Annotated in this window: 22 protein-coding genes and 1 tRNA gene; 9 read left to right on the top strand and 14 right to left on the bottom strand. The window is 61.0% G+C overall.

The window, feature by feature from the left end; all coding sequences use genetic code 11:
- The first annotated feature begins 64 nt into the window (after positions 1-64).
- From BQ4888_RS06310 to BQ4888_RS06285, 6 genes are all read left to right on the top strand, one after another.
- Positions 65-2,053 carry a cytochrome c3 family protein gene (locus tag BQ4888_RS06310; protein WP_092055178.1) on the top strand — a complete coding sequence of 663 codons (1,989 nt, stop codon included), beginning with the start codon at positions 65-67 and terminating at the stop codon, positions 2,051-2,053.
- A 9-nt stretch (positions 2,054-2,062) separates the two neighbouring features.
- Positions 2,063-3,337, top strand: coding sequence for a cytochrome c3 family protein (locus tag BQ4888_RS06305; protein ID WP_092055174.1), 1,275 nt, complete (start codon positions 2,063-2,065; stop codon positions 3,335-3,337).
- Between the two features lie 4 nt (positions 3,338-3,341).
- A complete protein-coding gene (locus BQ4888_RS06300) occupies positions 3,342-4,241 on the top strand; it encodes an NHL repeat-containing protein (protein ID WP_170232981.1) in 900 nt (299 codons plus the stop codon).
- Between the two features lie 197 nt (positions 4,242-4,438).
- A complete protein-coding gene (locus tag BQ4888_RS06295; RefSeq protein WP_176374245.1) occupies positions 4,439-5,272 on the top strand; it encodes a cytochrome c3 family protein in 834 nt (277 codons plus the stop codon).
- A 48-nt stretch (positions 5,273-5,320) separates the two neighbouring features.
- Positions 5,321-5,881: a hypothetical protein gene (locus BQ4888_RS06290; RefSeq protein WP_140396602.1), complete on the top strand. Its 561-nt coding sequence runs from the start codon at positions 5,321-5,323 to the stop codon at positions 5,879-5,881.
- A complete protein-coding gene (locus tag BQ4888_RS06285) occupies positions 5,794-8,130 on the top strand; it encodes an EAL domain-containing response regulator (protein WP_140396601.1) in 2,337 nt (778 codons plus the stop codon). Before BQ4888_RS06290 ends, BQ4888_RS06285 begins: the two co-directional genes overlap by 88 nt.
- 103 nt (positions 8,131-8,233) lie before the next feature.
- Here BQ4888_RS06285 and BQ4888_RS06280 read toward each other — a convergent pair.
- From BQ4888_RS06280 to BQ4888_RS06260, 5 genes are all read right to left on the bottom strand, one after another.
- Positions 8,234-8,329 (bottom strand) — tRNA-Sec (locus tag BQ4888_RS06280).
- Positions 8,330-8,383: 54 nt separating this feature from the next.
- Entirely contained in the window at positions 8,384-9,307 is a 924-nt protein-coding gene (locus BQ4888_RS06275) for a GGDEF domain-containing protein (protein WP_092055158.1), read from the bottom strand.
- On the bottom strand, positions 9,307-9,834 hold the full coding sequence (locus tag BQ4888_RS06270; RefSeq protein WP_240746428.1) for a V4R domain-containing protein: 528 nt from the start codon (positions 9,832-9,834) through the stop codon (positions 9,307-9,309). Before BQ4888_RS06270 ends, BQ4888_RS06275 begins: the two co-directional genes overlap by 1 nt.
- The gene (locus tag BQ4888_RS06265; RefSeq protein ID WP_092055153.1) at positions 9,831-10,679 is read right to left on the bottom strand and encodes a DUF3014 domain-containing protein; all 849 of its coding nucleotides are present in this window, start codon (positions 10,677-10,679) and stop codon (positions 9,831-9,833) included. Before BQ4888_RS06265 ends, BQ4888_RS06270 begins: the two co-directional genes overlap by 4 nt.
- Before the next feature lie 89 nt (positions 10,680-10,768).
- On the bottom strand, positions 10,769-10,996 hold the full coding sequence (locus BQ4888_RS06260; protein WP_092055151.1) for a hypothetical protein: 228 nt from the start codon (positions 10,994-10,996) through the stop codon (positions 10,769-10,771).
- Between the two features lie 203 nt (positions 10,997-11,199).
- Here BQ4888_RS06260 and BQ4888_RS06255 point away from each other — a divergent pair, with 203 nt between their 5' ends.
- Positions 11,200-11,403, top strand: coding sequence for a hypothetical protein (locus BQ4888_RS06255; protein ID WP_092055150.1), 204 nt, complete (start codon positions 11,200-11,202; stop codon positions 11,401-11,403).
- Here the strand turns inward: BQ4888_RS06255 and BQ4888_RS06250 are convergent.
- Positions 11,391-12,161, bottom strand: coding sequence for a glucose 1-dehydrogenase (locus BQ4888_RS06250; protein WP_092055147.1), 771 nt, complete (start codon positions 12,159-12,161; stop codon positions 11,391-11,393). The genes BQ4888_RS06255 and BQ4888_RS06250 overlap by 13 nt on opposite strands.
- A gap of 185 nt (positions 12,162-12,346) precedes the next feature.
- On the opposite strand from BQ4888_RS06250, the gene BQ4888_RS06245 reads away from it, so the two are divergent.
- The gene (locus BQ4888_RS06245; protein WP_092055146.1) at positions 12,347-13,636 is read left to right on the top strand and encodes a DEAD/DEAH box helicase; all 1,290 of its coding nucleotides are present in this window, start codon (positions 12,347-12,349) and stop codon (positions 13,634-13,636) included.
- A gap of 96 nt (positions 13,637-13,732) precedes the next feature.
- A complete protein-coding gene (locus BQ4888_RS06240; RefSeq protein WP_092055142.1) occupies positions 13,733-14,176 on the top strand; it encodes a YqaA family protein in 444 nt (147 codons plus the stop codon).
- A 10-nt stretch (positions 14,177-14,186) separates the two neighbouring features.
- Here the strand turns inward: BQ4888_RS06240 and BQ4888_RS17505 are convergent, their stop codons facing one another.
- The 8 genes from BQ4888_RS17505 to BQ4888_RS06205 form a co-directional block, all read right to left on the bottom strand.
- Complete coding sequence (locus BQ4888_RS17505; RefSeq protein ID WP_170232980.1) at positions 14,187-14,333, bottom strand: hypothetical protein; 147 nt, start codon at positions 14,331-14,333, stop codon at positions 14,187-14,189.
- A 108-nt stretch (positions 14,334-14,441) separates the two neighbouring features.
- On the bottom strand, positions 14,442-17,069 hold the full coding sequence (locus BQ4888_RS06235; protein ID WP_092055139.1) for a glycosyltransferase: 2,628 nt from the start codon (positions 17,067-17,069) through the stop codon (positions 14,442-14,444).
- A gap of 410 nt (positions 17,070-17,479) precedes the next feature.
- Positions 17,480-17,647, bottom strand: coding sequence for an FmdB family zinc ribbon protein (locus tag BQ4888_RS06230; protein ID WP_092055135.1), 168 nt, complete (start codon positions 17,645-17,647; stop codon positions 17,480-17,482).
- Positions 17,648-17,722: 75 nt separating this feature from the next.
- Complete coding sequence (locus BQ4888_RS06225; protein ID WP_092055130.1) at positions 17,723-18,481, bottom strand: NADH-quinone oxidoreductase subunit B family protein; 759 nt, start codon at positions 18,479-18,481, stop codon at positions 17,723-17,725.
- A 20-nt stretch (positions 18,482-18,501) separates the two neighbouring features.
- A complete protein-coding gene (locus tag BQ4888_RS06220) occupies positions 18,502-20,028 on the bottom strand; it encodes a hydrogenase large subunit (protein WP_092055127.1) in 1,527 nt (508 codons plus the stop codon).
- Positions 20,025-21,455 carry a proton-conducting transporter transmembrane domain-containing protein gene (locus tag BQ4888_RS06215; RefSeq protein ID WP_092055124.1) on the bottom strand — a complete coding sequence of 477 codons (1,431 nt, stop codon included), beginning with the start codon at positions 21,453-21,455 and terminating at the stop codon, positions 20,025-20,027. Before BQ4888_RS06215 ends, BQ4888_RS06220 begins: the two co-directional genes overlap by 4 nt.
- Position 21,456: 1 nt before the next feature.
- Entirely contained in the window at positions 21,457-22,095 is a 639-nt protein-coding gene (locus tag BQ4888_RS06210; protein WP_092055122.1) for a hydrogenase, read from the bottom strand.
- A gap of 101 nt (positions 22,096-22,196) precedes the next feature.
- Positions 22,197-23,111, bottom strand: a complete 915-nt coding sequence (locus BQ4888_RS06205; RefSeq protein ID WP_176374244.1) for a respiratory chain complex I subunit 1 family protein — start codon at positions 23,109-23,111, stop codon at positions 22,197-22,199.
- Position 23,112 lies beyond the last annotated feature (1 nt).

Raw genomic sequence — 23,112 nt, 5'->3', positions numbered from 1 at the left:
GACGGTTGCGGCCGACGATTCATTTGGTTCTACGCTGTATGGATTCATCATTAATGGAGTTGCCATGATGACGAAAAACTCTCGATCTTTGCATTGTACCCGGGGAATTCTGCTGTTTTTCTGCGGCATTCTTGCCCTGCTCCTGGCCTCCCCCGACAACGCTCGGGCCGCTCGGGAATTCAAGAAAAAAGAGTGCGTCGACTGCCACGGTGATTTTTCAAAAAAATACCTGGGCATGAAATACCAGCACCCGGGCGTCAAAAACGGCGGCTGTCAGGACTGCCATCTGTCCCATGGCATTGTCGGCAAACTGTTGCTGGTCGAAGACGGAAGTAAGCTCTGCTTCCGCTGCCACAAGCAGGAAGATTTCAATCTCGACCAGAAAACCGGTGTCCATACCGCCCTGCGCCGGGGGAAGTGTGCCTCCTGCCACAACCCCCATGCCTCCGACTCGCCCAATCTCCTGGCGGCCGAGGGGACGGCGATGTGCTTCACCTGCCATGATCAGAGCCGTTATATGAAAAAGAATGTTCATGGTGTGATCAAGGAGAAGGGGTGTCTTGCCTGCCATCAACCGCATTATTCCGCGGAGGTGAATCTGCTCAACACCGCCCCGGATAAACTCTGTCTCGACTGCCACGACAGCAAGGCATCAGGATTCAAGAAGGCCCATGGCGCCTATCCCGTGGAAACTGCCGACTGCACGACCTGTCATGATCCCCACAGCTCAGAGGGTCTGCAACTGCTGCGGGGGAGTCTGCACAGCCCGGTGGCCGAGGCGGAGTGCGATTCCTGCCATCTGCCTGCCACGGGCCAGAATCCTTTTGCTCTGCAGGACACCGCGGAAAAGCTCTGCCTCAACTGCCACGATCAGGATTCTATGGAAGGGAGCGGCGCGGTTCAACATGCCCCGTTCCAAAAGGGCGAGTGCCTCTCCTGCCATGACCCGCATACCTCGGACCATAAGACTCTTCTGGCCGGCTCAGGCAATGACCTCTGTTTTCAGTGTCATGAAAACATCAGCAAAAACAGCCGCTTCCCCCATGCTCCGGTCGACAGCGAAACGGGCTGTCGTTCCTGTCACGCCGCCCATTCAGCGTCCTTCGCAGGGCTGCTGAACAGCCGCGAGGGGGATCTGTGCTACCAATGCCACGAAAGCACGCGCAAAAACGGGGATAAAAACAAGAATCAACACAGCCCCTTCACGGAAAGTCAGTGTACCAGTTGTCACAACCCCCACGGGTCGAGCGCGGAGCACATGCTGGCGGGGCGTCCCGACGCCGTCTGCTATGCCTGCCATTCCGGGCTGCAAGGGGAGTTTCTTCGTTCCAACGTCCATAAACCGGTGCAGAGCGGACAATGTACGGCCTGTCACCTGGGCCACGGCGCGGATAATCCCCAGTTGCTCAAATCCCAGGGGGAAAAACTCTGTGCGACCTGTCATGACAAGAGCCTGTTCAAGGAGGAATCGGCGACGATTCACGACCCTTATGCGGAAGGCGAGTGCATGACCTGTCACGATCCCCATGCCAGCAATCACGAAGGGATGACGACCACGCCGCAGAACGAGCTCTGCTCTTCCTGCCACAGCGACTTCGCGCAGCGGATGAATGCCGCCTCGGTGCAGCATGAACCGGCTCGTGCCGGTCAGTGCAGCGGCTGTCACAACCCGCACCAGTCCAAGCTCAAATCGCTGCTTCTGGCCAACAGTCCCGACCTCTGTCTGGCCTGCCATGACGAACTGAAAACCAAGATGGCCGCAGAAAAGAAACATTCCCCGGCGGAACGGGATTGCCAGCGCTGTCACCAATCCCACACCTCCAGCCTGGAGAAGTTGCTGACCCTGCCTCTTCAGGCCTTGTGCGCCGAGTGTCACGATGCCGGGGCCGACTCGTTCCAGAAAGCGCATCTAGGGATTGCCGCCGAAGTGATGAACTGCATGAAATGTCACGACCCGCACGCTTCGAAAGATCCTAAATATTTCAAACCGACTATGCATGCTCCTTTCGTCGCCAGATCGTGCGATGAGTGTCACATTGTTGGAAAGGAGTAAGGGGGAGCTATGAGACTTCGGAAGATCCTCACCATCGTATTTCTGGCCGGGCTGTGCCTTAGCTTCATTGCAACCGTTGCCGGCGCGGAAGGCCCGTTCAAGCTCAAGCCGGGGGCCGGCGGCAAACTCTGCCTGAGCTGTCATGCGGCGTTCAGCGGCAAGTTGAATGCCAAGCATGTTCATACCCCCCTGGCGAAAGGGGAGTGCTCGGGCTGCCATAACCCCCATGCCTCGAACCACGGCATGTTGTTGTCCGGGGATGCCAATGCGATCTGCTACAACTGCCACGACAGTGTGGTGCCGACCGGCGCGAAAAGCGTGCATCAGGTGGTCGGCGAAGGGAAGTGCGTCGCCTGCCACGATCCCCATTCGTCCGAGAATCCGGCGAACCTCCTCCGGGGCGGCAGCGCCCTCTGCTTCGAGTGCCACAAGGAGTTGGGAGAAAAAATCGCCTCCAATAAGTTTGGACACAGCCCGGTGAAGAAGGACTGCCTCGGCTGCCACACCCCTCACGCCTCGGCAGAGAATACCGGGCTGTTGACCAAACAAGACCCTGCCTTGTGCCTCGACTGCCACAAGACCGATGGCGCCACCTTCAAGAAAAAACACATGAACTACCCGGTTGAGCAGGCCCGGTGCAGCACCTGCCACGACCCCCATGGCTCCAATTCCGGAGCGATTCTGGCGGATCACGTGCATGCGCCGATCAAAAACCAGATGTGTTCTCAGTGCCACAACGAACCGGAATCCGCCCAGCCTTTCGCAGTGAAAAAATCAAGTTTCGAACTCTGCCAAGGGTGTCACTACGAGATGGTCAACACCGCCTTCGGCAAAAACCGCCTGCACTGGCCGCTGGTGGACAAAACCGGCTGCATCAACTGCCACACCCCCCACGCCTCGTCCGAGCCGGGGCTGCTCAAAGACAAGATGCTGGTCGTCTGCGGCCAATGCCATGCCGATACTTTGGCTCGGCAGGAACGGTCACAGACCAAACATCAGCCGATCCACGATGGGGAGTGCACGGTCTGCCATTCCCCGCACGCCTCGGACAATGTCTTTTTGCAAAAAGAGGCTTCCTCTATCGCCAGCTGTGCCCAATGCCACGATTGGCAGACCCATTCCAGCCACCCGCTCGGCGACGAAGTCGTTGATCCGCGGAATCGGAATCTCTCTCTCGATTGTCTCAGCTGTCACCGAACCCATGGCACGGAATATGTGAAGTTTCTTTACTATTCGGATGTCCAGACGCTTTGCGTTCAATGCCATACGAAGTATCGGAGATAAATCTATGCGCCAATCATCCATTCATAAAATCATTGTCTGTCTTCTCGGGGTTCTCGTTGCCGCGCCGGTCTCGGCGGCAAAGATCAAGCACCAGACAACCCTCTATGCCGATGGAGCGAATCTGGCCCTCAAGCTTCCCGAGGGGGTCGCTTGTAACGACAAATCGATTGTGGTCGCCGATACGGCCAACAACCGGCTCGTGCGTTACGCCCTGACCGCGCAGAGCCTGACCCCGGAGGCGGTCTTCCCCCTGCCGGAGATGGTGCCGCTGACGCTCCAGACCACCACGGCCGGTGACATTTATCTGCTGAACGGGAAAACCCGTGAGATCGTCAAGGTCGGTCGGAGCGGGGAAGTGCAAGGAAAGGTCGAACCCAAGGGGCTGCCCGCACCCAGCGCGTTTGTCCCGCGCAGCTTCAAGCTGGACAGCGCGGGGAATATCTACCTGCTGGACATCCTCTCGGAGCGGGTTCTGGTTCTCGACCCGAGTGCGAGCTATGTTCGGCACCTCCCGTTCCCCGAGGGCTACGGCTTTTTTTCCGATCTGGCTCTGAGTCCGCAGGGGGGCATCTATCTCTTGGACAGCGTGGCCGGGGCCCTTTACCTGGCGGCCCCGGACGCCCAATCCTTTGCGTTGTTGAATGGCGACCTGAAGGAATACGTGAACTTTGCGACCAGTCTCGCGAGTGACGGCCGGGGCGACCTCTATCTGGTCGATCAGTACGGCAGCGGCTTGGCCGTGGTCGGGGGGGATGGCAGCTTCAAGGGGCGGAAATTCGGCATGGGCTGGGAAGATGGACAATTTTTCTATCCGGCACAGATCTGCATCAACGAGCAGGGAACCCTGGTCGTCGCCGACAGGAATAACAACCGGGTGCAGGTGTTCAACATCCTGGAAGACTGAAGGCCATCGCCCCTGACACGTGTTCACAAACCTAGGCAGTGTTGACTATGAATTGGAAATATTGGGGCATTTTACTGGCGGCAGGGGCCGGGCTGCTGTCGTTTGACAACGTTCTGATTGCCGCTTTGAACAACCAGACAAGTGCCCTGCTCGGTCAGGAATGTATTCGCTGTCACGTCACGATTTATGAAGAAGGGATGAAGAACAAGCAGATGCACAGCCCGTTCTGGGAAAAGCAGTGCGTAGTCTGTCATCTCGCCGAGGGCGCGGTCTGGCCGGAGCCTTCCAATGGCACGGCCCGAGGTGCGATTACCGGAACCGCAGTCAATCAAAACAACCTTTGGCGCAAACTACAGAAGTTTTCGGTCGAGGGTGGCCCACAGCTGGATCATGTGATCAGCATCCCCTTTCTGAACATGAATTCCGCGTACCGGTTTCGCATCGTTCTCAGCCAACAGGAGCCCGATGGGAAGACCGGAGAATATGACGCCGGCCTCTGGCTGGGTCTGCTTCCAGATGAAATGGGGGAGGCGAAAAACGACGGTTCCCACGAAATTTCGCCGGCAGAATCGCCGGCGCTACGCGACCTTGTCAAAAATACCGCGGTCTTTCGCGACGGGAAAACCGTTTTTATCTCTTGGCAAACGACCGCGCCGGTCTGGGGGTGGGTTGAATTGCAGGCGTTGGAAGGGATTTCCCTTGAAGATGAAAAGCTTCGGGACGGGAAACTTCAGGCGGTAACCAAGCATCCCCCGCTCCGGTCCCGCGAAGACCTGGCGATCGGTTCCTGCTATGGCTGTCACCCGGAATCGACGCTGGGGGCGTCCCATCCGGTTCGTCTCTACGGCGGTAAAGATGTTCATATCCCCAAGGAGCTCCCGACCATTGAGGGGATGCTGACCTGCGTTACCTGCCATGCGCCGCACGGCTCCGTCGCGAAAAACCTGGTACGGGAAACGGTCAAGACCAAACTGTGCGTCGCCTGCCATTACAAATACAAAAACAGTTCACTTAGCACCATGTTTGATTGAGCCGGATTGCGCTGCCGTTGAACATCTTCTCTTTCCTGGAGTTTGACGATGCAAGACAAACGACCTTATAAGCGGAAACTATTGAATTTATCCGTAAACCGGAAGATTCAGTTCCGGATGATATTCGGCATCAGCAGCATTTTGTTTGTCTGTCTTTTTATCAGTAGCGCGGTCTATTTCCAGCTCGCCAACCAGGAGATCGAGTCTTCCTTTAAAATGTTCCACATCAAGGCGAGAAATTTTCTCGACTTGCTCCTCCCGGTGGTTGGTTTGTCTTTTGTTGTCAGCCTGGGCTGCGGTGTGCTCGCCAGTCTCTTTTTCCCGAAAAGCTACGCCGGTGCTCTCTATCGAATAGAAGCGGACCTGAAAAAAGTGGTCGACACCGCCGATCTGACGGTGCGGATCAAACTGCGTGAGGGAGATCAGGCGACCTTATTGGCAGCCCAGACCAATGCCTTGCTTGAAGATTTTCGCGGGAGAATCGCCCATGCCCAAACCGAGCTGGAAAAGCTTGAGGCCTTGTGTCAGCCCGGTACCGTCATTCATCAGCAGGATCTGAAGGGAGTCCACCAGCAGCTGCAGACACAGATCGGCAATATCAAGATTTGAGTCAGGTTGGAATGTCGTTATTTTTTCAGGAAATGGAGGGGAACATCATGTATGAGCCTGACAGTCTGGCCAAGAACCCTGCCATAGAAGAATTTTGCGAGGGATTTATCGCCAACTGCCTTCCGCCGTCGTCGTATCATTTGCCGATTCTGGTAGTCGATGATGAACCGCGATTGCGTGATACGGTCAATGAGATCCTTTCGCTAGCCGGATACCAGGTGGAATGTGCCGCGACCGGTCGTGAGGCTCTCACCCTTCTGGCCGAACACGACTTCAGTCTGGTTCTTCTGGATCTGAACCTTCCCGACATCTCCGGACAAAAGATATTGGATGAAATCGTTTCCCAAGATATCGATACCAATGTGATCATTTACAGTGGGGAATCCACCTTTGAACAGGCGACAAGGGCTCTGCGTAACGGGGCCAAGGATTTTCTTGCCAAGGGCTGTGCCCCGGAAGTTCTACTAGAGACCGTGGCGCGCACCTTGGATAATTGGCGCCGGCAAAAGCACTACCTGCGTGTTCAAAAACACATTCAATGCAGCGAGGTGCTTCACCGTTACCTTATCAACCACTCTCCCGACCTGATTTTCATGCTCGACGATCAGGGCCGGTTGATCTTTGTCAATGAGCGCGCTAAACACTATTTCGGCCTGGACATCCAAGAGCTGATGGGTGCGCCCTTCTTTGATTTCATCTTTGAAGAAGACCAACCCGGGGCCGCTCTTTTCCTGCAAAAGCTCAAAAAGGGAGAACATGCCGAGTCCCCCGTCGAACTGCGTTTGCGTACTCCAAGCGGAACGGTTCCCCGGGACGTTGAAGTCTGGGCTCTGCCCGTTGAGCTGCCGGACCCCAAGCCAATAATGGGGATCTATGGCATTATCCGCGATATCAGTGAACGAAAACAGGCGGAAACTCTACGCAATTACCATCTCAACCATGATCAGCTGACCAAATTGCCGAACCGGAATCTCTTCCATGACCGGTTGCAGGTGGCTCTCCGTCAGGCTCGCCGTCTTGATCAAAAGCTGGCGGTAATGTATCTGGATCTTGACCGGTTCAAGCTCATCAACGACAGCTATGGGCATCCGGTCGGCGATGAACTGTTGCAAAACGTCGCCTCCCGGGTCAAGAGCTGCCTGCGCGACTGTGACACGCTGGCGCGCATCAGCGGCGACGAATTCAATCTGCTCTTGCCGCACATCAAACACGTCAGAGATGCCAGAACCATCTGGTACAAAATCCAATCCCTGTTCGACGAGCCCTTTCAGGTGCAAGGGCATGAGATCCGGGTCAGCTTCAGTGCGGGCTGCGCCGTCTATCCGGATCATGGCGAAACCATGCAGCTTCTGTTAAGACATGCCGATTCCGCCATGTATCAGGTCAAGGAACGGGGGCGGAACGGCTTTTACTGCTATCTGCCGGAAATGGACTCCAGCCCCTGTTATCACATGGAGATTGAAAACGGCATCCATCGGGCGTTGGCCAATGACGAACTTCGCCTCTATTACCAACCCCAGATCGACCTGCAAAGCGGCCGCGTTCGCTCTCTTGAAGCCCTGATCCGCTGGGCGCATCCACGGCGGGGTTTTTTGCTTCCTGCCGAATTCATGCCGGTCGTCGAACAATCCAGACTCGTCTGTCGCCTTGGCACTTGGGTCATCCGTCAAATTTGCCGGGATGCGCTCGAGTTCAAAAAGCGTGGTTATGAAGATCTGCGCATCGCTATGAACGTTTCACCACAACAACTGGGAATGGAAGGTTTTACCCAAGGCCTTTTTGACACCATTCGCGAACATCGTCTCGATAGTTCTTTTCTCGAAATCGAAATTACCGAAAACAGTCTCATCCAGGACATGAATACGTCCATGCAAGCCCTCACACGGTTGGCCGAGGCCGGGGTCACCATTGCCGTGGATGATTTTGGCAAGGGCTATTCATCCCTGAGCTATCTGCATACTCTGCCGTTGCACACCGTCAAAATCGACCGGAGTTTTGTGACCAACCTTTCTGAAAGCAGCACCGACACGACCATTATTGACGCTATCTTATCCATCGCCAGGGGGTTGCGCCTTAATTTCATCGCCGAAGGGGTAGAAACCCAGTTCCAGAACGACTACCTGCTGAATGCAGGCTGCCGAACCGCTCAGGGCTATCTCTACGCACCCCCGCTCCCCCTTGATGACGCCCTTGCCTATGTGCGGTCGTCCCGCGCTCAGGCCTTTTCCGCAAACAGTTGCCGGCGATAACAAATCTGAGGGCAGCCGCGCTTTTACTCGGTTTGTTTTTCCGGTGGCAGAAATAAAAACAGGCAGCTATGCGTGTCGCGCATAACTGCCTGTTTTTATTGTTTGGCGGGAGCAAATGAGAATCGAACTCACCAGGGACGGGATACGCCCCCCACCGGTTTTGAAGACCGGGAGCGTCACCAGACTACTTCCTGCTCCCATGCGGGGAAGATGAGCGAAGGTAGCATATTTATCCGCGAAAGACAACCTTGGGTTAGGCGCATTCGACGCGGTTACGGCCCTTGTCCTTGGCCCGGTAGAGGGCCTGGTCGGCACGGTTGATCAGGGTGTCGCGCGGTTCGCCTTTTTCCAGTTCGGCGACGCCGAAGCTGGCGGTGACTCGGGGCATGGCGGCAAAGGGACAGTCGGCGACGGCGGCGCGCAGTTTTTCCGCACACTCGCGTCCGGCCGCAAGGGGGGAGTTGGGGAGCATGACGAGGAATTCCTCGCCGCCCCAGCGGGCGACGGCGTCGCAGGCGCGCAGGCTGGAGGCCAGGCGCTGGGCCAGCTCGCGCAGGACGTCGTCGCCGACCTGATGGCCGCGGGTGTCGTTGATCCGTTTGAAGTGGTCGATGTCGAGGAGGATGACGGCGAGGGGAGTGGCGTAGCGCTGCGCCCGGGTAATTTCGGCGTCGAGCAGGCTGCCGAGTTTGAGCCGGTTGAAGAGGCCGGTGAGGACGTCGGTGGAGGCCTGTTTTTCGAGAATCTGGTTGACCGTGTGCAGCTGCTCTTCGAGGCGTCGTTTTTCCCGTAAAGCGAGGATCATGCCGTTGAAGGCAGCGGAGAAGTCGCCGAGGAAATGAACCTGCTGATTGAGATCCCCGGCGGCGACTTGTTCGGTCTGCCAGAGGAGGTGCTTGAGGTCGGCCTGCAATGCCTTCAGGGGCATGGCCAGGATGTTGTCGCGGGCGGTCGTCGCCGAGAGATCGCCGTCGGCCAGGCGGACGGCGTAGCGCTGGGCCTCGTCGAGCATGGCCAGGAAGCGGGCCAGGCGTTCGCCGATGCCGGCCAGTTCCGGATCTTCCGGGGCATCGACCGCGAAGGTTCCGTACAGACCTTCCCGGGGCAGCCCTTTGCTCAGGGCGCGGGTCAGGGTCTCGTCGAGGCGGCGCAGCATCGCCAGGGCCTGGTTTTCCATCAGAGCGCCTCGACCGCGAAGCGGCAGGTGCGGTCGCCGGTGGCCCAGCAGTCGACCTCCCGGGCGGTGAAGGGACGGCCGACGTATTCCTCGAAAATCCCGGCGATGAAGCCTTCATCGTAATCGCAGATGGTATCGCCGAGCACCGGCAGACCGGAACAGTCGAGGTCCTCGGAGACGGTGAGGGTGAAGGTCAGGCGCTCGCGGTCGGCCTGTTCGATGCGCAGAATGCCAATCTTCATTTCGATAAGTTTCTGCTTGAGGGCGGCGATGAAGCCGTCGAGATCGAGGCTTTTGTCGAGCAGGTTGCGGCAGAACTGGCGCCCGGCAAGATGCCCGGCCTTGACGAAGAGATCTTTGGTCTTTTCGAGGCCATACTCCTTGGAGAGGGTGTCCTTGAAGGTAAAGACCATAAGCCGGTAGACGGCGAGGGAGACGCTGTCGCCGAGGTGGGGTCGGCCGGTTTTCGGATCACCCAGATCGTCCCAGTGAAAGTCGTAGCCGTGCGCTTCGTTGTTCATTTTCATGGTTCCGTTTTCTCCACGGCCGGGGCGATGACCCGGGTCAGCAGTTCGGCGCGCAGGCTTTGCAGCTTGGCCTTAAGTCGCGCGCGATTGTCGGCGCCGACACGCAGCAGGATTTTCTGTCCGGCGCCGCGTTCTTCCAGATCGGGGTCGGCGAACTGGTAGAGGATTTTGGGGCGGTGGAGACGAATCGGTTCCGTCGGTTCCGGCGTCGCCAGCAGGTGATCGATGACGGCGATCAGGCGGTCGTTGAAATAGGCCTTGGGCTGGCCGAGATTCTCATAGGCTTTTTGAAATTCGGGATAGAGGCGGACGTAGAGATCGACCAGTTCGCGGCTGTCGAGGGCTTCGGCGAGGGCCACGAAGGCGCTGTAGCGGCGGGCGTTGTCGGGATGGATCCCTTCCCCCTCGGCGCTGTTGTGGACCAGGAAGGGGCCGGATGCGCCCTTGACCGGCAGTTGCTTGCGCGACAGATCCTTGCCGGCGAGGTTGTCGACGGTGACGACGAAGCGCGGGATGAAGTGGTCGAGGATGAGCAGTTCGCCACTTCGCGCCTGCCCCCGCAGCAGCGCGAGCAGGCGGGCCATGACGACTTCCGAATCCTCGGTGGCGGCGACCTGGGGCGGGGCAGTTTCGTCGGCAGAGGGTTTCGTCGGTTGTTCCGTCGCGGCTTCCGGAGGCGGGGTCAGAGGGTACTGGGGTTCGGCGGCGGCGGGTTCCGCGGCCGGCGCCGTGACGGGCGCGACGACCGCGGTTCCCGGCTGGGGTTTGCGGGGAGCGAAGAAAAGAAAGATCGCCCCGAGCAGGGCGACGAACAGGGCGGCGGGAAGAAGGATGGATTTTTTCATGGAGGATCTCCCGTGCTGTTGACCGGATTAGTTATCGGCCATACTAGCACAGGCGGGGGGGATGAGAGCAAGCCAATAGGGTGTTTTGCCTACTTGTGCACGAGGTCGAGGGCGCCGCGAAACTTGGGGCGGCTGTTGCGCAGAAGGCGCCCGAGAAAGAGCGGGCAGCTGTCGTAGTCTTCCGTTTCGCAGTAGCAGAGTTGCAATGAGGCCCGGGGGCTGGTGGCGCAGCTCGGTTTGCCCTCACCCGGGGAGAGGGCGAAGAATGGGCAACTCTCTTCGAGGGCGAAAAGGTTCTCGGCGGTTGCATTGTTCATGGTGGATTCTCCTTTCGTCGCTAGGTATTTGAGACGGTAATCTAGGCCGGGACTGTTTGCGGGGAGTTAGGGTGATGCGAGATTTTCGTCGTTCATCCCGGGGATTTGCCTGTCCTTCCCATCAATTTCTAACGTTTCTCTGACCAGGCATTAAAGGTGCGGGTATAGTCTTCGACCGAACTCGAAGGAAGGAGATCAAAGGCATGGAAGTCTGGAAAATGGTGGAGCCGGTGGGAAAAGTGGCGAAAAGCTGGTTGCTGGAGTGGCTGCCGTCGCGGACGGGGACGGTCGCGACGGAGCCCGCGGCGGGACGGGACGAGCGGGAATGGGCGCGGCGCCTGGCGGACCTGCATGCCGAGTGCGACGCATTGCGCGGCAGGATGGGGCGGAGGTCTTACTCGGCGTAGATCATCTTGCGGGTCATGCCGCCGTCAACGACAAAGTTCTGGCCGGTGATGAAGCCCGCTTCGGGGCCGAGGAGAAAGGCGGCGAGAGCGGCGATGTCCTCGGGCAGGCCGACCCGGCCGACGGGATGCTGGGCGCGGTCGGCGTCGCTGTGGTTGACCGGGTGACGGGCCGAGGGCTTTTGCATCTCGCCGGTTTCGATCCAGCCCGGCGAGATGGCGTTGACCCGCACTTCGGGGCCGAGACTCAGGGCCATCGCGTGGGTCAGGGCGACGAGTCCGCCCTTGCTCGCGGCGTAGGCTTCGCACTCCGCTTCCGATTGCAGGGCGCGGGTCGAGGCGATGTTGACCACGGCCCCGTCGCCGACGGCGCGCAACAGGGGCAGGGCCTCACGGGTGACGAGGAAGGCGCCGGTCAGGTTGACCGCCAACACCCGGTTCCAGTCTTCGAGGGACAACGCTTCGAGGGGGCCGGAATGGGCATGGGCGAGGGCGGCGTTGTTGACCAGTCCGGAAAGGCTGCCGAAGCGTCGGTGGACCTCTTCGAGGCAGCGGCGCACCGCGATTTCGTCGGCGACGTCGGCGACCACCGTCAGCAGGCGCGGTGACGCCAGTTCTCTTTCGAGGAAGGCGCAGGCCTCGCCATCGATATCGGCGGCGACCACGTTAGCTCCGTGGGAAAGTAGATAGCGCACGATCCCCTGGCCGATCCCCTGGGCACCGCCGGTGACAAGAATGGTCCTGCCGCTGAAATCCGTCATGAATTTATCCTCCCGAGTCGGCTAAAAGCGGGAATTTACGGGATAAGCTTGACATTGTCGGGCATTCGCTGCTACTCTTCACCATATCAAACGCAGTTCCCGGATGACAACGAAAAGCTCGTAAACCCTGGAATTCCTCCGGGGTTTTTGTTTTTTTGGAACGCATGGAAGACAGAAGGACATACATGGATTTCAGCACATTCGCCTTTCATCCCCAGGTCGCCGAAGGCATCACCGCCGCCGGTTACCTGACGCCCACCCCCATTCAGGCCCAGGCCATTCCGGCAGTCATGGCCGGACGTGACGTTATGGGTCTGGCCCAGACCGGCACCGGTAAAACCGCCGCCTTCGCCCTGCCCATCCTCCACCGGCTCCTTGCCGGGGAGCGCGGCCGGGTGCGGGCGCTGGTCATCGCCCCGACCCGCGAACTGGCCGAGCAGATTCACGAAAACATCACCACCCTCGGCGCCCGCACCGGTCTGCGCGGCATGACCATCTACGGCGGCGTCGGCATCAATCCGCAGTTTGCCAAGCTGAAAAAAGGGGTCGAAATCGTCGTCGCCTGCCCCGGCCGTTTGCAGGATCACCTCGATCAGGGGACGATTGATCTCTCCCATCTCGAGGTGCTGGTCCTCGACGAAGCGGACCAGATGTTCGACATGGGTTTCTTTCCGGCGATCCGCAAGATCCTCAAGCGCTTGCCCGCCCAGCGGCAGACCCTGCTCTTTTCCGCGACCATGCCTGACGAGATTCGCGGCCTGGCGCAGGATGTGCTGAGGGATCCGGTGACGGTTCAGGTCGGCACCACCGCCCCGGCGGTGACCGTCAGCCACGCCCTCTATCCGGTGGCGCAGCATCTCAAGACGCCGCTCCTACTCGAATTGCTGCGGCACACCGATACCGGCTCGGTGCTGATCTTCACCCGCACCAAGCATCGCGCCAAGCGCCTCGGCGAACAGCTGAGCAAGGCCGGCCACCGGGCCGCCTCCCTGCAGGGGAATCTCTCCCAGAACCGGCGCCAGGAGGCCCTTGACGGTTTCCGCGACGGCACCTTTCAGGTACTGGTGGCGACCGACATCGCCGCCCGGGGAATCGACGTGAGCCAGGTTTCCCACGTCATCAACTACGATATCCCCGACACCACCGAGGCTTACGTGCACCGCATCGGCCGCACCGGCCGCGCCGCTCGTTCCGGCGATGCCTTTACCCTGGTGACGACGGAAGATGCCGTCATGGTGCGGGCCATCGAGCGGGTGCTCGGCAAGCCCCTGGAGCAGCGCAAACTCGTCGGTTTCGATTATGCGGTCCCGGCCCCGGTCAAGGATCGGGAGTTCGCCCGTCCCCCGCGTCAGCCTTCCCGGCCCAAGGCCAAGAGTAAGGCTCCGGCCGCCCCAACTCCCCGCCCGGCGGGCAAGGCCGCGCCCAACCGGCGCAATAGTTCCGGTCGACGTCCAGCCGGCGCCGCGCGCGGCTGATAGCAAAAATCAAAAGGGCCGCGTTTTTGGACGCGGCCCTTTTCTTCGTTCAAGTTCACTGCGTTCTGGTCACTGTCGGAAGGATTCGCCATCCCTATGGATGAGCTGCTGATCGCGCACGGCTATCCCGCGTTGTTTCTGGTCGCTTTTCTCGCCTCGACTCTGCTTCCCCTCGGTTCGGAATGGCTGTTGGTGGTGCTGGTACTCAATGGCTTCGATCCGGTCGCTTCGGTACTGACGGCGACCCTGGGCAACACCCTGGGGGCGCTCACCACCTATGGCATCGGCCTTTGGGGCGGTCCCTTCCTCGTTGAACGGGTGTTGCGCATCGACGCCGCTGCCCGGGCACGGGCCGAGGGTTTCTACGCCCGCTACGGACGCTGGTCTCTGCTTGCCTCCTGGCTGCCGGTGGTGGGCGATCCTCTGTGTCTGGTCGGCGGCATCCTGCGGGTCAGGCTGTGGTCCTTTGTGCTGTTGGTTGCGACCGGAAAGCTGGCCCGCTATGCCGTCGTCGCTCTCGCGGCGCTGGAGAGTGCTTGAATCCTTCCCTTTACCACTTGCTTCCTTCGCGGGTGATGGGGTGGGAATATTTCTGCGCCGAATCCCCCTGGGAGCGGCTCCACCAGTAGGCGCCAAATGCGATGGCGGCGACCAGGGCGAGCAACGCCAGCAGCTTGAGCAGGTCGTTCCCTTTCATGTGCACGTCCTTTCCTTATGAGTCGACACCCGCGCGGTCAGTCAGAACGGGAAAAGGCGAAACCCTTAGGTTTCGCCTTTTCTTTTATACGCCTATCGGTGCTTTTAATCAACCCAGCGGATTACGCCGGGCACGAGCGGTGAGCAGCCGGGGCATGGCGGCCAGTTTCGGCAAGACCAGATCCAGGCGGGGCATGCAACTGGCCATGGAGGTCGCCAGGGCGGCGCCGTAGGGAATCGACTGGACCAGCAGGAGCACGCCCCAGAGGGTTCCTTCGGGGTTGTGGGGGCCAAAGAACCAGAAGCTGGCGATCGCCGAAACGACCAGCAGCAGGAAAATCTGGGTCTCTTCCCAAGCCATGATGACGCCTTTGAGCAGCGCCTGGCGTCCCTCCCCCTTGGGGGTGCGCAGGAAGGGGTGGCTCGGCTGCAACAGCCCGGTGAAAATCGCCCGGGCGATGGTGTGGGTCAGGCCCATGCCGGCGACGGAGGCAGCCAGGCTCTGGAGGAAGCTGCACTTGACCCGCGCCCGGTAGAGAATCAGGGCGTGGGCGACCTTGAACAGAAACAGGCCCAGGGTCGGCACCAAAAAGACCGCCAAGGGGACTTCGAAATCCTGGGGGCGCAGCAGAATGCCGATGGTCCAAGCGACGCCGGCCAGGGTGAAGAGCAGATGCAGGGCGTCGGTGAACCAGGGCATCCAACCGGTGACGAAGTGGAACTTCTGCCCGGCGGTGAGGTTCGACTTGGTCCAGGGGAGGAGCGAACGCCAGTGGCCGCGCAGGATCTGCACCGCGCCGTAGGTCCAGCGCCAGCGCTGGCCTTTGTAGCCGGCGAAGCTGGTCGGAGTGATCCCCTCGCCGAAGTTATGGTTGACATAGACCGACTCGTAACCGGCCTTGAACAGCCGCAGGCCGAGTTCGGCATCTTCACAGATACACCATTCGCTCCATTTGCCGACCTGCTCCAGGGCATCGCGCCGCATCAGGGTCATGGTGCCGTGCTGGATGATGGCGTTGCGCTCGTTGCGATGGACCATGCCGATCTGGAAGAAGCCGTTGTACTCCCAGTTGATCATGGTCTGGAAGATATCTCCCCGCCATTCGCGGTTGTCCTGGGGTGCCTGGACAAAGCCGACTTCGGGCTTGTCGAAGTAGGGGACGAGGGCGCGCAGCCAGTCGGGGCTGACGATGTAGTCGGCGTCGATGACCCCGACCACCTGGGCGTCGGGATGGGTCTCACCAAGGGCGAAGTTGAGCGCCCCAGCTTTGTAGCCCGGCCATTTCGGCAGATGGAAGAAGCGGAAGTGTTTGCCGAGACGGGCGCAGTATTCCTCCACCGGCTTCCAAACTTCTTCGTTGACGGTGTTGTTGTCGATGACCAGCACCTCGAAATTGGGATAGTCGAGGGCGGCGAGACCGTCGAGGGTCTTGAAGACCAGTTCCGGCGGCTCGTTGTGGATAGCCAGATGGATCGAGGCCATGGGGAATTCCCGGTCCCGTTCCGGATTCTGCGGCGCGAAATAACGCTTCCAGCGCTTGACCCAGAGCATCTCGGTCATTTCCAGGCCGTTGGTCAGAATCACCAGCAGCAGGCCGAGCTGGGCCGGCAGCAGCAGGCCCCAGACGATCGTCCCGACCGTGCTCATTTCGACGGCCAGGGGAAGCAGCGCCGTCCAGGCGAAGAGCGAGGCGGTCAGCTGGATAAGGGCGGCGAAGAAGAGCTGGCCGCGGCGCTTGAGGTTATCCCAGTGGCGCAGGAAGAGGACCATCGGCACCAGCGCCAGCACCGTGGCCAGGCCGGCTTGCCAGGGCCAATGGGGAACGGCAGAGATGTCGCCGGTCAGGGGGAACTTGGCCTGGCGCTCGGCGTCGAAAATCCCCCAGTGAGCGCCGACGGCGCCTTCCAGGGCCTTCTTCCAGGGCTGGTCGAAGGCTTCCATGAGGAAGTAGTCGATCTGGTGCTGCTGGGCCAGGTGCAAGAATTCGCGGATAAAGACAGACTGATTAACCAGCGACGCCTTGGCGCCCATGAAGCGGCTGCCGGCGCTCGGCCAGCCGACCTCGCCGATCACCACCGGCTTGTCGGGGAAGGCGGCGACCACTTCCTGGTAACGGCTGAGGGCCCATTGGGGTGCTTCTTCGGCGGTTACCCCTTCCCAGTAGGGGAGGATATGTACGGCGATGAAGTCGACGGCGGCGGCCAGTTCCGGATGCTCGAGCCAGACGTGGGGCGGCTCGGCGCTGCCGACCGGCACCCGGGTCGATTTACGGACCTGGTCGATATAGGCGCTGAGCTGGGCGACGGTCAGGTCGCCGCGTAGCACCGCCTCGTTGCCGACGATGACCCGCTCGATGCTCGCCCAGCGGTTGGCGTTGGCGACCAGGTGCTCGATCTCCGCGCGGTTGTTGGCTTCATCCTGGTCGAGCCAGGCGCCGGCGGTGACCTTCAGCCCACGGGCCTGAGCCATTTCGGGAATCTGCCCGAGGGTGTCGAGGGAGGAATAGGTCCGCACGCGCAGGGTTTTATCCTGGACCAAGGCGAGGTCCTGATCGATCTCCGCGGCGCTGGGCAGCTCGTCTTTCATAGCGTCCTGGCCTTCACGGAGGGGGCTGAAGGAGAGGCCGTTGTAGGGTGCGGTCCAGTCGGGAGCCGTCGCCGGGCGGTTGAGCAGGGTCCAGGCGGCGAGGTTGGCGAGAATAACCAGAGCGATGATCAGAAATCCGGTTTTGCGCATTTTTTAATGTCCCTTCGAAAACTGGTTCGAGGTGAACTTTGCCCTGACAGGCAAAAGCCCTCCGATACAAGGGAGGGCGTGAAGCTTCGATGTGTTGTGAATGGGGGATGTCGATTTGGCCCGGCAGGGCCGTGAACATAGCGCAGATCCAACCAAGAAGGTCGAAAGAGTGGGGAAAGACAACGCTTGGCAACGAAATTGTGTCAGCGCTCTGGACATCCTTGGACATAAAAATCATCCACGTCCATTCTTGAGACTATTTTTATCATGATTCGGTTAGGGAGTCAATAAGATTGTCAGGATCGCGTGAGGATCGGGTTGCCGCCCCTGATCTTGATTCGGGGGCGACAACCCGGTTACAGGCGGGGATTGAAGCAGTTCGTGGTGGACACGCCACCACCGGATCAGGCTCAGGTGAAGCCGCCGCTGCCGCAGTTGGCGGAGGTGGCCGCCGGGCGGGAAACGGCGGGTTGGCCAGCGGCGCCACATTTCGGGCAGGGCTGCTCGGCGCTACGCTGACGTTGGATTTTCTCGAAACGGTGGCCACAGGCCGGGCAGGCATATTCATAAATGGGCATGGCGTTCTCCTTCGCAAAAGTGCCATGGCAATATATATGAAAAACCGAATACGGTCAACCCCGCCGTCGGTCCGCCTACTTCAGGCGGCCGAGCAGGCGCAACATGCCGTCGAGGCTGGTATAGGGATGAGGGGGGCACCCGGGAATGTAGAGATCGACGGGGAGCAGATCGCCGATGCCGTGGTGGATTTCCGGGCTGCCGATGAAGGGGCCGCCGCTGATCGCGCAGGCGCCGGCGGCGATAACCAGTTTCGGCTCGGCGACGGCGGCGTAGGTGTCGAGCAGTGCGCCCTTCATGTTTTCCGTGACCGGGCCGGTCACCAGCAGGCCGTCGGCGTGACGGGGAGAGGCGACGAACTGGATGCCGAAACGCCCAAGATCAAAGACCAGGGTGCCGAGGACGTTGAGGTCGGCCTCGCAGGCGTTACAGCCACCAGCGGAGACCTGGCGCAATTTCAAGGAACGGCCGAAAAGGCTTTGCATGCGGGCGTTGAGGGCGGCGACTTGCGGCGCCTCGTTCTCTTTTTGCCGCAGGTCCTCGCGGCGGGAGGCGGCGAGATGGTAGTTGCCGGTCAGGCACAACCTTTCTGCGGGGCAGGCACGGGCGCAGTCGCCGCAGAAAAGGCAGCGCCCGAGGTCGATGACCGGTCGACCCTCTCCGAGGCTGAGGGCGTCGGTGGGGCAGACCTCGGTGCAGGCGCGGCAATCCTTGGGGCAGGCCGTTTCGGGGAGACGCGGCAGGCCGCGAAAGCGTTCCGCCAGCACCGGCTCGACCTTGGGAAATTTACCGGTGCGGTAGCCTTGCCGCCAGCGTTCACGGATGATTTTCAGCATGGCGCGATCCTTTTGACTCCCTACAGATCGAATCCGCAATAGGAGAGATTGAAGCTTTTGTTGCACAGGGGAAAGTCGGAAATCTGCTCGTTGCGCAGGGCCATAGCCAGCCCGCTCCAGTTGTGGAAGGAGGGGTCGACGATCTTGTAGCGGCGGAAACGCCCCTGGTCGTCGGTCAGGGCCACATGCACCAGTTCTCCGCGCCAGCCTTCCACCAGAGCGGCGGTGAAGAGATTCGCGCCCGGTTTCCCCGGCGGAATGAGGTGCGGACCTTCGGGAAGCTTTTTCAGCTGCTTCTTGACCCAACTCAGGGCGGTGTAGAGCTCGCGGCGGCGGATCTGGGCGCGGGCGTTGACGTCGCCGTCCGTCTCCTGGGGGATGGTGTCGAAGTGGCCGCGCCAGGCGCCGCTCGGGTGGGTCAGGCGGATGTCCCGGCGCAGGCCGCAGGCGCGGGCCGCGCCGCCGACCAGGCCGAGCTGCTCGGCGGCCTCCAGGGAAACGAGGCCGACCCCTTCCATGCGCCCGAGGACTGAAGGGGTGTCGAACATCAGCTCGATCGCTCCCCGGGTATTGTATTCCACCGACTCCAGCCTTTTCAGGATAAGGTCGGCCAACTCCCGGCCGCAGTCGATCAGGGTGCCGCCGGGGCGGACCAGGCCGCGGCTGAAACGGTTACCGCAGAGTTCGGAACTGAAGTTGAGATAGTCCCCGCGCAGGCGGCCGCAATAGGCGGAGGTGGGCAGAAAGCCGACATCTCCGGCGATGGCGCCGAGATCGCCGACGTGATTGGCCAGCCGTTCGAATTCTTGGCCCACGGTGCGCAGCGCTTCCCCACGGGGTGGCACCTCGGCCCCGGCGAGGGCTTCGATGACCTGAGAGTAGGCGGTCATGTGGCCGGTGCTGGTGTCGCCGGCGGCGGTCTCCATCTGAAAGGGGGTCGACTTGTGCGGGCCGCCGACGAGCAGGCGTTCGATCCCGCGATGCTGATAGCCGAGGGAAATTTCCAGATGCATGACTTCTTCGCCGTGACATTGGAAGCGGAAATGCCCCGGTTCGATGACCCCGGCATGGACCGGCCCGACCGCGACCTCATGCACCTCGTCCCCGTCGATCCGGTAGAAATCCATCTCCCCGACGAGGGGGCGGCGGTCGCTGGGACGGTTCCAGGCATCCTTCCCCCGACGCCATGTCTGATGAAAGCGCACCGGCTTGAACCAGGGATGGCCTTCGGCGACGACACCGTACTGCTCGGCGATCTCCCGTTCGAAGAGATGCAGTTGTGGGCAATCCGGGGTCAGGGACGGGAAGCTCTCGCCGATGGCGGTCTTGAGCAGAGCCAGATCTCCCTGCCGATCTCGGGCGATCAGGGCGTAGAGATCGAGCTTCGCGGAGCCGTCCGCGGCATCGGCGAAGCAGGCGGAGACCCGGCCGTCGGCCGCGACCAGATCGAGCAGCGCCTGGGCGTAGTCGGCATAGGGCAGGGACGGAATATCGGCGATTTTCAGGGTTTCACCGGGGCGGAAGGTCAGGCAGCCGTTGGGTATCATGGTTTCGCCTCCAGCAGGGCGGCGGCCTGCTCGAGACCGACACGCAAAGGCTCGGGCAGATAGAGGCCGAGGACCAGAACCAGGGCCAGCAATATCAGCGGCGGGCCGGCGAGCATAACCGAATCCCGATGCTCGGAAGGGGGGGTGTCGGCGGGGACCTCCCCCTGGGTTGCCATCAGCACCGTGCCGCCCATGCCGATGAAGACGATGGCCAGCAGCAGCAGAAAGACACCGCCGAGCCAGGGGTGCCCTTCGCCGAAGATCCCCCGGAGGATGGTGAATTCGCTGATGAAGGGGCCGAAGGGGGGGCTGCCGGTGATGGCGAGGAAGCCGGCGATGAAGATCCCCGCCGACAAGGGTACCCGGCTCAGGGCGCCGCGTACTTCGCTGAGATGTTTGCTGGCGTAGGCGCGCTGGATATTCCCGACGGAGAGGAAGAGCGCCCCCTTGGTCAAGGAATTGTTGACCAGGTGGAGCATGGCGCCGAAGGTCGCCAGTCCGCCGATGCCGACGCCGAGGGCGAGAATCCCCATGTGCTCGACGCTGGAGTAGGCGAGCATGCGCTTGACGTCCGGCTGTTTGACCACAAAGACCGCCGCCAGGGCCAGGGAAAGGAGGCCCATGATGATCAGGGATTGACGGGCTAGGGCGAGATCGCCGGCGGCGGCCATGAGCTGCACTCCGCGCAGGATGCCGAGGAAGGCGACGCTGGTCAGACCGCCGGCGAGCAGGGCGCCGACCAGGGCCGGCGCTTCGCCGTAGGCATCCGGTTTCCAGCTGTGCAGGGGGGCCAGGCCCATCTTGGTACCGAAACCGACGAGCAGAAAAACGAAACCGGTGTGCAGCCAGGGGCGGGAGGAGTTGCTGACGGTGGCGAGCAGTTGATCGAATTGCAGGCTGACCGGCTGGCCGACATGGAGGACGGCGTAGGCGGTGCAGAGAATGCCGAGCATGGCGAGGGCGATGCCGACCGAACCGAGCAGCAGGTATTTCCAGGTCGCCTCGATGGAGAGCCGGTTGCGGTTGTAATAGATGAGGGGCGCGCTCGCCAGGGTCGTGGTCTCCACCGCCACCCAGAGCAGACCGAGATGATGGGCTACGGTGGCCAGAGTGAGGGTGCCGAGAAAGAAGAGCAGGCACGGCACCATCGCCCGGTTGTCCCGCTGCTGCTCGTGAAAACGCAGGTAAGCCACGGCATAGATGGAGCAGAGGAGAAAGAGCAGGCTGGTCACGATCAGCACCAGGCGGCCCAGGGGGTCGAGAAGCAGCCATTCGCCGGTCCCGGCCGGAGACAGAGGGGTGGCCAGGGCCAGGGCGAAATGAGCGGCTGCGACCAAGGGCAGCAGCCATCCGCCCAGGCGCAGGGGGGGAAGCAAGGCGGCGGCGACGGCGGCGACGAGCGGTAACAGGATCAGCGCGGTAATCATGTCATTCCTTCAGAGCGGAAAGGCGTTCGGTATTCAGGGTAGAAAATTCCCGGTTGATCTGGTTGATAACGATGCCCATGACGAAGGTCGCTACCAACAGGTCGAGAAGCACGCCCGCCTCGACCATCAGCGGCATGGCTTCGGCGAGAAGCACGCCGAGGATGAAGATGGCGTTCTCGAAGATCAGGTAGCCGAGTACCTGGGTAATCGCCTTGCGTCGGGTGCTGAGCAGCAGAAAACCGGTAAAGAGCGTGGCCAGGGCGGTGGGGATGAAGAGGCTGTCCCGGTGTTCCGCTATCAGCGGCAGGTGCTCGGCGAAGATGAAGGCGGCCGAGGTGCTCAGGGCGCCGATGAGCAGGGTCGGGATGTAGCCGATCAGCGGTTCGACCTCCCGCCGGATGCGGACCTCGCGAATGGCACGGAAGAGCAGCCAGGGGATAAAGATCCCCTTGAGGGCGAGGGCGCCGACGCCGAGGAGCAGGCTGTGCCCAGTCGCGCCGTGCACCGTCACCGGCAGAAGCGAGATGATCGCTCCCTGCAGGGCGACGACACGGATGCAGGCACCAAGACGGCTGCTGCCCAGGGTGAAGAAGTTGCAGAGGATAACGGACAACAGCAGCAGGTTGTTAAGGTCGTGCATGGTTTTTACTCCAGTTTATCAGTGACGTGTAACTAGTGACGAGTTTCTGGGCTTCGAATTCGGGACGGAGGGTTTTCATCACTCGTCACTCGTCACTGCTCCTACTGTCTCAACAACAGCACCATGGCGAAAGCCGAGAGCAAGGTGGTGCCGACCAGAACCTGGGGGACGCGGATCAGGCGCAGTCGGGCCATGATCGATTCGACTACGCCGATCACGATCGCCAGAGCCAGCATGCCGGCGATGAAGATCGCCAGGTTGAGCCCTGGGCTCGAGTAGGTCATGGGCAGGGCCATGCGCACCAGGATCGCCCCGAGCACAAAGAGCTTCATCGCCGCGCCGTAGAGGATGAGGCCGAAGGCCGGGCCGCTGTGGTCGAGGACCATGACTTCGTGGATCATGGTCAGTTCCAGATGGGTGTTGGGGTCGTCAAAGGGAATGCGCGAATTCTCCACCAGCAGGACCACGAAGAGGCTGACCAGAGCGAGGCCGAGGGCCGCGCCCGCCTGATGCCAGGAAAGGTGCAGCGTGGAGCCGAGCATGGCGCCCAGGGAGAGGTCGCCGGCCAGGCGCGCCAGGACGATGAGGACGAAGAGCAGGGTCGGTTCGGCCAGACAGGAAAAGGTCACTTCCCGGGCCGCCCCCATCCCCTCGAAGCTGGAGCCGGTATCAAGGGCGGCGCTGGCGGTGAAGAAGCGCGACAGGCCGAAGAGGTAGACGAAGAGAATCAGGTCGCCGTTGAAGGAGACTGGTGCGGAGAGGGCGCCAAAGGGGATGAAGAGGGCGGCCAGGGGCGGCACGGCGAAGCCGATCAGCGGCCCGGCGAGAAAGACCCAGGTGGTCGTTTCGCTCAGCACCATCTCCTTGCGCGCCAGCTTCCACAGGTCGAAGTAGGGTTGCAGCAGGGGCGCCCCCCAGCGGCCGGCGAAGAGCGCCTTGGTCTTACCGATGACCCCGAGCAAGAGTGGGGAAAGAAGAAAAAGGAGCAGCAGGTGCAACAGGGCTTTGCCGATCATG

Origin of the sequence: Desulfuromonas acetexigens (assembly GCF_900111775.1) — a bacterium.
Taxonomy (GTDB): domain Bacteria; phylum Desulfobacterota; class Desulfuromonadia; order Desulfuromonadales; family Trichloromonadaceae; genus Trichloromonas; species Trichloromonas acetexigens.
Note: the sequence above shows the minus strand (reverse complement) of the source record. Positions and strands in the feature narration are given on the sequence as shown.

Coding starts and splice junctions, on each gene's coding strand:
- BQ4888_RS06290 (WP_140396602.1), top strand. CDS start 5,321: ATGCAAGACAAACGACCTTATAAGCGGAAACTATTGAATTTATCCGTA.
- BQ4888_RS06305 (WP_092055174.1), top strand. CDS start 2,063: ATGAGACTTCGGAAGATCCTCACCATCGTATTTCTGGCCGGGCTGTGC.
- BQ4888_RS06220 (WP_092055127.1), bottom strand. CDS start 20,028: ATGATACCCAACGGCTGCCTGACCTTCCGCCCCGGTGAAACCCTGAAA.
- BQ4888_RS06270 (WP_240746428.1), bottom strand. CDS start 9,834: ATGAAAATGAACAACGAAGCGCACGGCTACGACTTTCACTGGGACGAT.
- BQ4888_RS06230 (WP_092055135.1), bottom strand. CDS start 17,647: ATGCCCATTTATGAATATGCCTGCCCGGCCTGTGGCCACCGTTTCGAG.
- BQ4888_RS06250 (WP_092055147.1), bottom strand. CDS start 12,161: ATGACGGATTTCAGCGGCAGGACCATTCTTGTCACCGGCGGTGCCCAG.
- BQ4888_RS06275 (WP_092055158.1), bottom strand. CDS start 9,307: ATGGAAAACCAGGCCCTGGCGATGCTGCGCCGCCTCGACGAGACCCTG.
- BQ4888_RS06235 (WP_092055139.1), bottom strand. CDS start 17,069: ATGCGCAAAACCGGATTTCTGATCATCGCTCTGGTTATTCTCGCCAAC.
- BQ4888_RS06300 (WP_170232981.1), top strand. CDS start 3,342: ATGCGCCAATCATCCATTCATAAAATCATTGTCTGTCTTCTCGGGGTT.
- BQ4888_RS17505 (WP_170232980.1), bottom strand. CDS start 14,333: ATGAAAGGGAACGACCTGCTCAAGCTGCTGGCGTTGCTCGCCCTGGTC.
- BQ4888_RS06225 (WP_092055130.1), bottom strand. CDS start 18,481: ATGCTGAAAATCATCCGTGAACGCTGGCGGCAAGGCTACCGCACCGGT.
- BQ4888_RS06210 (WP_092055122.1), bottom strand. CDS start 22,095: ATGCACGACCTTAACAACCTGCTGCTGTTGTCCGTTATCCTCTGCAAC.
- BQ4888_RS06255 (WP_092055150.1), top strand. CDS start 11,200: ATGGAAGTCTGGAAAATGGTGGAGCCGGTGGGAAAAGTGGCGAAAAGC.
- BQ4888_RS06245 (WP_092055146.1), top strand. CDS start 12,347: ATGGATTTCAGCACATTCGCCTTTCATCCCCAGGTCGCCGAAGGCATC.
- BQ4888_RS06295 (WP_176374245.1), top strand. CDS start 4,439: ATGAAGAACAAGCAGATGCACAGCCCGTTCTGGGAAAAGCAGTGCGTA.
- BQ4888_RS06215 (WP_092055124.1), bottom strand. CDS start 21,455: ATGATTACCGCGCTGATCCTGTTACCGCTCGTCGCCGCCGTCGCCGCC.
- BQ4888_RS06205 (WP_176374244.1), bottom strand. CDS start 23,111: ATGATCGGCAAAGCCCTGTTGCACCTGCTGCTCCTTTTTCTTCTTTCC.
- BQ4888_RS06265 (WP_092055153.1), bottom strand. CDS start 10,679: ATGAAAAAATCCATCCTTCTTCCCGCCGCCCTGTTCGTCGCCCTGCTC.
- BQ4888_RS06310 (WP_092055178.1), top strand. CDS start 65: ATGATGACGAAAAACTCTCGATCTTTGCATTGTACCCGGGGAATTCTG.
- BQ4888_RS06260 (WP_092055151.1), bottom strand. CDS start 10,996: ATGAACAATGCAACCGCCGAGAACCTTTTCGCCCTCGAAGAGAGTTGC.
- BQ4888_RS06240 (WP_092055142.1), top strand. CDS start 13,733: ATGGATGAGCTGCTGATCGCGCACGGCTATCCCGCGTTGTTTCTGGTC.